Below are 631 nucleotides of genomic sequence, written 5' to 3' on the forward strand. Positions count from 1 at the left end.
GACACCCGTCGAACGCTGCGGACCGACGCCGCTCACCTCATATCAGATCCACTCCCCCTCGTTCCGAAGCAGGCTCTTAGCCTCAGGCGCGAGCGCCGCGATTAGGTCTATGCGGCTGTCTGGGCCGGCCTCTCCCCGTGCGACAGAGCCGAAGACCCAAAGGCCTACGATATTACGTTCCCGAAGCTCCACCTCATGCGCGCGCAGGCAGGCGAGGACCATCGGAAGAGAAGGCAGCTGGCGGACCTGCTCGGCGAGGAATTGCTCGACGAGACCGCCGACCAACTCCTGCACAGTCTGGCCGCGCGCGGTGGCTAGATACGGTAATCGGGTCGGCTGGTAGCGCAGGCTGCCATGACCGGTTGTTCTTCCGAGGGGCCCAGACGGGTCTCAGCAGAGGGAGGCACCGAGATGACCCACTATGCCGGGATCGACGTTTCGCTGGAGACGAGCAGCGTCTGCATCGTTGACGGCTCCGGCGCCATGCTGCGGGAGCTGAAGGTAGAGAGCGAGCCGGAGGCGCTCGCGGCGGCCCTGACGGGCATGAGATTGGAGTTCGCTCGTGTTGGCCTCGAGGCTGGGCCGCTGTCGCAGTGGCTTCATGCTGGGCTGAAGGCGGCGGGCCTGCCGG

At 66.1% G+C, this 631-nt stretch carries 2 protein-coding genes and 1 pseudogene; 2 read left to right on the plus strand and 1 reads right to left on the minus strand.

The features are described 5' to 3' along the window. Positions 1-42 precede the first annotated feature (42 nt). Complete coding sequence (locus JMJ55_RS32295) at positions 43-222, minus strand: nucleotidyltransferase family protein (RefSeq protein ID WP_407927580.1); 180 nt, start codon at positions 220-222, stop codon at positions 43-45. Between JMJ55_RS32295 and JMJ55_RS31865 the strand changes: the two genes are divergently transcribed. Both JMJ55_RS31865 and JMJ55_RS30465 read left to right on the plus strand, forming a co-directional pair. Next, positions 196-318: a hypothetical protein gene (locus JMJ55_RS31865; RefSeq protein ID WP_268885455.1), complete on the plus strand. Its 123-nt coding sequence runs from the start codon at positions 196-198 to the stop codon at positions 316-318. The genes JMJ55_RS32295 and JMJ55_RS31865 overlap by 27 nt on opposite strands. Positions 319-411: 93 nt before the next feature. After that, positions 412-631: pseudogene (locus JMJ55_RS30465) on the plus strand (IS110 family transposase); the annotation flags it as partial.

This window comes from Belnapia mucosa (genome assembly GCF_016775475.1).
Lineage (GTDB): Bacteria > Pseudomonadota > Alphaproteobacteria > Acetobacterales > Acetobacteraceae > Belnapia > Belnapia mucosa.